At 46.4% G+C, this 6,813-nt stretch carries 6 protein-coding genes and 2 pseudogenes; 3 read left to right on the plus strand and 5 right to left on the minus strand.

From position 1 onward, the window contains the following. Positions 1-825: pseudogene (locus QUA45_RS27115) on the plus strand (WD40 repeat domain-containing protein); the annotation flags it as partial. 273 nt (positions 826-1,098) lie between these two features. Here QUA45_RS27115 and lpxD read toward each other — a convergent pair. From lpxD to rlmD, 5 genes and pseudogenes are all read right to left on the minus strand, one after another. Next, positions 1,099-2,139 carry a UDP-3-O-(3-hydroxymyristoyl)glucosamine N-acyltransferase gene (lpxD, locus tag QUA45_RS27120; RefSeq protein WP_333222925.1) on the minus strand — a complete coding sequence of 347 codons (1,041 nt, stop codon included), beginning with the start codon at positions 2,137-2,139 and terminating at the stop codon, positions 1,099-1,101. A 143-nt stretch (positions 2,140-2,282) separates the two neighbouring features. Beyond that, positions 2,283-2,600, minus strand: coding sequence for a YkvA family protein (locus QUA45_RS27125; RefSeq protein ID WP_333097089.1), 318 nt, complete (start codon positions 2,598-2,600; stop codon positions 2,283-2,285). Positions 2,601-2,848: 248 nt separating this feature from the next. Beyond that, positions 2,849-3,964: an SPFH domain-containing protein gene (locus tag QUA45_RS27130; protein WP_333097087.1), complete on the minus strand. Its 1,116-nt coding sequence runs from the start codon at positions 3,962-3,964 to the stop codon at positions 2,849-2,851. Positions 3,965-4,053: 89 nt separating this feature from the next. Next, positions 4,054-4,248: pseudogene (locus tag QUA45_RS29315) on the minus strand (GNAT family N-acetyltransferase); the annotation flags it as partial. Between the two features lie 174 nt (positions 4,249-4,422). Continuing rightward, positions 4,423-5,835 carry a 23S rRNA (uracil(1939)-C(5))-methyltransferase RlmD gene (gene rlmD, locus QUA45_RS27135; RefSeq protein WP_333097086.1) on the minus strand — a complete coding sequence of 471 codons (1,413 nt, stop codon included), beginning with the start codon at positions 5,833-5,835 and terminating at the stop codon, positions 4,423-4,425. 8 nt (positions 5,836-5,843) lie between these two features. Between rlmD and QUA45_RS27140 the strand changes: the two genes are divergently transcribed. Together QUA45_RS27140 and QUA45_RS27145 are read left to right on the plus strand one after the other, a co-directional pair. Next, positions 5,844-6,221, plus strand: a complete 378-nt coding sequence (locus QUA45_RS27140) for a hypothetical protein (protein ID WP_333222927.1) — start codon at positions 5,844-5,846, stop codon at positions 6,219-6,221. A gap of 83 nt (positions 6,222-6,304) precedes the next feature. After that, on the plus strand, positions 6,305-6,790 hold the full coding sequence (locus QUA45_RS27145) for an allophycocyanin subunit alpha-B (protein WP_293336342.1): 486 nt from the start codon (positions 6,305-6,307) through the stop codon (positions 6,788-6,790). The last annotated feature ends 23 nt before the right edge of the window (positions 6,791-6,813 follow it).

The following is a 6,813-nucleotide window of genomic DNA, read 5'->3' on the forward strand; positions in this document are numbered from 1 at the left end:
GGGAACCGGGTTGAAAGTGTGCACTTTGGAGCGGATGGCAAGACATTTGCTGTTTCCGGTGTTGAAGATGTGGTGCAACTCTGGAATAGGGATTCCAAAAAGATAGTTGCTACCTTAAAAGAACACCGCGATCGCATCAATAGTGTCAGTTTTAGTCCTACCAGTCAAATCCTTGCCTCTGCCAGCGACGATCAAACAGTGAGACTGTGGGATTTTGATGGTAATACACTACATATTTTCGACCAGCATAAAGATAAAGTAAATCGCGTCCGTTTTAGTCATGACGGTAAGATCCTCGCATCTGCCAGTGATGACAAAACCGTAAAACTTTGGAACTTAAAAGCTGGATTGATTACAACTATTGAAGAACATAAAAGTCCTGTTCGGGATGTAATTTTCAATCCGAATAGTTCAAAGATAGCCTCAGCTAGCGATGACAGCACTGTTATCCTCTGGGATTATCAAAGTGGCAAGCTGGAGCATCGCCTATCAGGACACAGTGCATCTGTTAAAAATCTTAGTTTCAGCCCAAATGGTGAGATGCTTGCCTCGGCTGATGATAGTGGTGCAGTTAAAATTTGGAGCCGTGATGGGATAATGCTCAAAAGTTTTAACCAGGAAAGTTTTGCTGGTGATAACATCAGCTTCAACTCAGATGGGCAGCAGATTTTTGCCTGGATTCGGGACAAAGAGAATTACTATTACGGTAAACCCTTGCTTTGGAGTATGAATCTCAATAATCTTTTAAAGATTGGTTGCCAGAAAGCAGGGGATTATCTGAAGAATAACCCGAATTTACAGGACGATCGCTCTCTTTGCGACTAGCTCTGAAATGGATAGTCAATAATTTCGGTATACTGAATTAAGTGTACCCTGTCAGGCGCGCGTGAAGAAGACTCTCAAACCGTAGAAAATTCGTTGCGATCGTTAAATCTTCTCCTTTTAACAGGTGATATCATGTCCGGTTGATGCGTGCTTATATGGGGGGCGGCTCGATCGAGCTGTGGGCTTTAAAATTAAGAATACTCGTGAATCCGCCCCTACACAACTTGACATTATACAAGAATGAATCAAGATGTTTAAGTATATAACTAATGACTAGCGATCGAGCTTGCGCTGAATTTGCCTCAGAGACTGGTACATTTCGGGCAAGCGGTTGTATACGGCTGCGGCTTTTAGAAATAGTTTATGGGGAATTGCTGGAACACCAGTCACGATCGCACCTGCGGGCACGTCGCTGTGAATTCCGGCTTTAGCAGTGGCGATCGCCCCATCTCCGATTTTGGCTTGATTAGCAATTCCCACTTGACCTGCCAAAATTACATTGTTGCCAATTTTTACTCCGCCCGCCATGCCAACGTGAGCGGCAAACGCGCAATTTTTCCCGACTTGACAGCCGTGACCTACGTGTACTAAATTGTCGATTTTTGTATTCTGGCCGATGCGGGTTTCTCCGACAGCGGGTCTGTCGATCGTGCTGTTGCAGCCAACCTCAACGCCCTCTTCTAAAACAGTGCAGCCAGACTGCTCCATTTTCACCCATCCTGTGGCTGTCGGCACGAACCCAAAACCTTCGCTGCCGATCGCCGCACCGCTGTGAATCACGCAATTTGCCCCGATGCGAGTACGTTCGTGAATGACACAATTAGCGTGTAAAACAGTGCCTGCGCCTATTTCCGCATCTGGGTAAACTACGACATTTGGATGAATGCAAACGTTGCTGCCAATTTTGACTTTTGCTTGAATCACGGCGTGGGGGCCGATATAGACATTTTCACCAATTTCTGCTGAGGGGTGAACGACGGCTGAGGGATGAATTTCCGATGCTGGGCGAAACGGTTGATAGAAAATGGCGATCGTTTCAGCAAACAGCAATCGCGGATCTGCTGCGGCAATCCAAGCAATATTGCGATCGGTACATTGAGCTTGGAGGTTTTCATCTAAGGGTAAAATTAAAGCCGAAGCATTTGTAGTGGCTGTATGAACGGCAAATTTAGCACCTTCTATGTAACTGATAGTACCCAGTGCAGCTTCATCAACAGGGGCCGCCCCTGTAATTTCCGGATCGGTAGCAACCGACGCTGTGAGGGTGCGACTGGTGGCTGAGTTAAGTTTTTGTACTATTTTGCTAAACTTCATCTATAAAAATTTGTTTTTAGCACAGATGGATCATAGTTAAAATTACCAGCTTTGGAGCACGATCTGAGCAGTTGGCATTTAAAAAACAAAAACCCCAATTTCTTGAAGAAGTCGGGGTTGTAGCGCTCGATTATTTTTGGCAATTATTTTACAGAAACTGCATCTACGTCAACGGTGCTGCCGTTGGCTTCAGAATAATTGGCACTGGTGGCTTCGGATGCTGAAGCTGTCTCTGTTTGGCGGGATTTAAAGTAGTCGATCGCCATTTGCGACACTTCGGAAATCAGCAAGACAGCAATTGCCACATCGTCAATTTGTCCGATGACGGGGAGAAAATCTGGGGCAATGTCGATCGGGCTTACCAAATATGCCAGCGTTCCCAGAATAATCCACCAGCGGTATTTGGGGTTGCGGAGGGTGTCGCGGTACCAGTTGTAAACAGATTGTATAGAAAAGCTCATGGGGTTGTCCTCTACTTATATTTTCAATCTTGACAAATTGTCGCTCGAAATGCTTGTGGAGATATCCCCCCTAGGGTTGGCAAGAGACTTCTACCTGGGAGTATAGGGAATTGGGAACGGAGAAGTTGTCAAGCTGTATTGAAAGGGCGGCGACTCTTGACAACTCCCCTACAGAAACCTGACAGATGAAAGCCGATGAAATTAATATGTGTTTATCTGCTGTTTTAAATAATATTCATATCTATCACTCACGAATTTTGAAAGATCCATTTTTGGTCGCCGATCGCAATTTCGCAGCCATTGGGCAGCCAAAAAGGCTCGTTAGCCGCCAGCCTCTGCCCACCCACAAAAGTGCCGTTGGAACTGCCGCTATCGACAAGCTGATATCGCTGTTTGCCAAGTTCGTCAGTGGCGCGGCGGATTTGAGCGTGGTAGCGCGAACTTTGCGGATCTTGTAATACTAAAGTGTTGGTTGGTTCGCGCCCAATTGTAAAGGGATTGGCTGTTAGGGCGATCGCCTCTCCAGAAAGTTTGTAGATTAAATATGCGGTTGTTTTGCGATCGCTGCTTGCGAGTACGGTTGGTGCAAGCTGGGGAGGATTTCTCCCAGCAGGGAGGCTGTTTTGAGCAAGTTGTTGTGTTAGTTGTTGTAAATCTCGATCGAACGCTGCTGCTGTGTCCGAAGCTGGAAGACTCGCAGGAGAATTACCTGAAATTAAGTTTAACTGCTGTACGGGAGATTGAGGAACAATCGGGCGGCCGGCTTCGGCAATTCTCATTTGCAGGGCGGCGGCATTTTCTGCTTCCTGTCGGGCACTCATTCCCTCAACTTGGCGAATAACTCCGTTGGTTTCGGGAAAGCTGACATCGCCAATTCGCACGTCTTCTAAGTTAAAACCTAGGGTATAAAAATCTTGGACGCGATCGAGCAAATTTTGGCGCAGCAACAGCCGTCCTTGACTGATAAGCTGTTGTAGGGGTATTTGCCCGATCGCTAATCCCATGCAATCCTTAACTGCACTTGCTAAAGCACCTATAGGATCGGACAATTCCAAAGCTACCCGTTTCGGATCTATAACTTGATAAATAACGGTCAGAGTGGCATCAATTAAAAATCGATCCTTAGACAAAAAATCTCCGTGCGACTGCACCTCCAAATTGCGGAGTTTGGTGTCTACGAGGACAATTTGAGCCTGTTCCAGCAGGGGAAGGGCGAAGCTGAAATGTCGCCCGGATTTTAGGATACGCACGGCGCGGCCGTTTTTGACCAACACACCCGTGTAACCCGCCCCTATAAAGTCCATACTAAACCCGGCCCAGCGTTCTGGAGTTATCGTTTGAATTAGGGGAGAAGTGTTGTTCATGGGAGAGAGTTGAGGGAGGGAAGATTCTATTTTTAGGGTAACAAATTGCTGGGGGCGAGCGATCGGGCGGTGTGCCGGTTTCGCAACCTCTATTCTATACTTCTAGACTCTCCTTGATTCAGGCCGGACTGGATCGAGTTTGCACCCCAGCAATCCACCTTCTGTTTGTACTGGATTCCCACTTTTGCCATCACCCACCGGGAAGCTATATTTTCCGGTTTAGAAAGCGCTACAATCCGATCGAGTCCTAGAGTTTGAAACCCGTATTCTAAGATAGCAAACGCTGCTTCATTTGCTCAACCCTACCCCAAGTTTATATTTATTTGTACTCACTTACTCACTAGGCTTAAAGTGCATACATTCGCAAAAAATCTTTAAATTATCTGCGTTGCATCTAGGGTTTCCCTATTAATCAAAGATTTATGCAATAAGTCTAGTAGGTCGATCGCCCTTTTGATTCACCGCACCAAAAAAGCCACACACTCAACATGAGAAGTCTGAGGAAAGAAATCCGCCGGCTGCACTCGCGCTAACTTATAATCCCCATTTTCGCACAAAATCTTGAGGTCGCGAGCCAAAGTAGCAGGCTTGCAGCTAACATAAACAATGCGATTTGGTTTGATTTCCTTGATAGCTTCCAAAACCGCGCGATCGCACCCTTTCCTCGGCGGATCTAACAGCACAATATCCGGTGTCAAGCCCAAGGAAGGCAGCAAACTCTCTACAGTCCCCGCTTGAAAATCGACATTTCTCAAGTCATTTAACTCAGCATTTAATTTTGCTTGTTCGATCGCCGCCGGTTGAACTTCTAAACCTATGGCTATTTTTACTTGTTTTGCCAGGGGTAAAGTAAAAGTTCCAATTCCGCAGTAAGCGTCAACCAAAACCTCGTTTTCCTGCAAATTCAATTCCCCTACTATCACTTCTAACAAAGCTTCAGCCGCCTCTGTATTTACCTGAAAAAAAGTATCAGCTCTTAGCTGAAATTTCAAACCAGCAAAACTTTCTCGCAGATAAGAACGACCCGCAATGCAGCGAGTTTCAGCACCAAAAATCACATTAGTTTGAGCGGGGTTTATATTCAAACAAACACCTACCAGTTGAGGATATTGTTTCAGCCACTCTGATGCTTGCTCTTCGAGTCCCGGCAAGTCTCCAGTGCGAACTATTAAAGTGAGCAGCATCTCGCCCGTGCGCCGTCCGATTCGCAAGGACAAGTGACGCAATTCTCCTGTATGTTTCTTTTCGTCGTAGACTTGCCAATCCCGCCAGTGGATGTCTTCTTTGACCTCTTTTAACAAAGGATTGAGGCGCGGGTCTTGCACCGGACACTGATTGAGATTGACTAATTTGTGGGTGCTTTTTTGATAGTAACCTGCTTGGACTTGACCTGTTGCAGATATTGCCACGGGATAAGTCGCTTTGTTGCGGTATCCCAAAAATTGAGGAAATCCCTCGATTTTTCCCGTTAAAATTTCATCAACTTGCACATTGCTAAATCCGCCAATCCTTTCTAAGGCTTGAATGATTTGATTTTGCTTGGCTGCAAGCTGATATGGATAATCTACGTGCTGCCACTGACAGCCACCGCACTTGTCGGCGACAATGCAGTTAGCTCGGATGCGGTGTTCGGAGGCTTCCAGAAGTGTGTCCAGCTTGCCTTTAGCATAGGTGGATTTGACTTGCACGAGGCGGACAAGGACTCGATCGCCCGTCACTGTATCAGGCACAAACACTACTAACTCACCAAAACGACCAACTCCATCGCCGGTGTCGGTCAAGGCGGTAATCTCTATCTCAATCAGTTGACCTTGCTGGCAAGGGTTTGCCAATTTCGTCGAGTTTGGGGTGGGGAATTTAGATTTGGTCACAAGTAGTCATGGTAGGATTTAATATGGTAATGCAATATCGCTCTCTCTTTCCTGAGATAAGTCGTAGCGAAGCGGGGCGTAAGCCATCGCACTCAAGCTCAATTGCAGGCGGTCTTCCTGCTGCTGAACGTATTGCTGCTAAAGCCAAGCTTCAACCGGGGAGTCAAGCTTGTCGCGAGTTGCCTCGATCCCGTCGGTGCGATCGGCTGTTGGGGCGATGTAGCAAAAACTCGTTAAACAGTCACAGTGTCTGCCGACATCCAAACTTTCACTCGCAGTTTTTGAGTTTTTCCCGCAGTACCTTGGAACACAAGGAAACTGGCTTGAACATCAAGCATAACGCTTGGGGAGATTTACCCTCTACTTCTAGGATTGATAAATGTTAGGAGCAAGGCGAGTCTGCGAACCAAGAATCCCGTCGCCAACAGATGGGAATGTTTATTAATGTTATCCTCAAATTTGAATAACAATGAGCGTAGTTAGCCAATTTATTCTCCAAGCCGACGACGAACTTCGTTATCCCAGTACCGGCGAACTCCAAAGTATCAATGATTTCTTTAAAACCGGAGAACAGCGGGTGCGTATTGCTACTGCGCTGTCTGACAGTGAGAAGAAAATTGTTGAAGAAGCTAGTAAAAAACTCTGGAAAAAACGACCTGATTTTATCTCTCCTGGGGGCAATGCTTACGGCCAACGCGAACGGGCTTTGTGTCTGCGCGACTACGGCTGGTACTTGCGCCTGATTACCTACGGTATCTTGGCGGGTGACAAAGAGCCGATCGAAAGCATCGGTTTGATTGGCGTTCGGGAAATGTATAATTCTCTCGGCGTTCCTGTTCCTGGCATGGTCGAAGCTATCCGCTGTTTGAAGGAAGCTTCTTTGGCTTTGCTCAATCAGGATGATGCTAAGGAAGCAGCTCCTTATTTTGATTATATCGCTCAGGCAATGTCTTAATTGCTTTGGTGATTGCTTTCATG

It is taken from the genome of Microcoleus sp. Pol12A5 (genome assembly GCF_036701435.1).
Taxonomy (GTDB): domain Bacteria; phylum Cyanobacteriota; class Cyanobacteriia; order Cyanobacteriales; family Microcoleaceae; genus Microcoleus.

Bases quoted from the DNA above. Each gene is read 5' to 3' on its own strand.
- lpxD (WP_333222925.1), bottom strand. From the start codon at position 2,139: ATGAAGTTTAGCAAAATAGTACAAAAACTTAACTCAGCCACCAGTCGC.
- QUA45_RS27125 (WP_333097089.1), bottom strand. From the start codon at position 2,600: ATGAGCTTTTCTATACAATCTGTTTACAACTGGTACCGCGACACCCTC.
- QUA45_RS27130 (WP_333097087.1), bottom strand. From the start codon at position 3,964: ATGAACAACACTTCTCCCCTAATTCAAACGATAACTCCAGAACGCTGG.
- QUA45_RS27140 (WP_333222927.1), top strand. From the start codon at position 5,844: ATGGTAGGATTTAATATGGTAATGCAATATCGCTCTCTCTTTCCTGAG.
- QUA45_RS27145 (WP_293336342.1), top strand. From the start codon at position 6,305: ATGAGCGTAGTTAGCCAATTTATTCTCCAAGCCGACGACGAACTTCGT.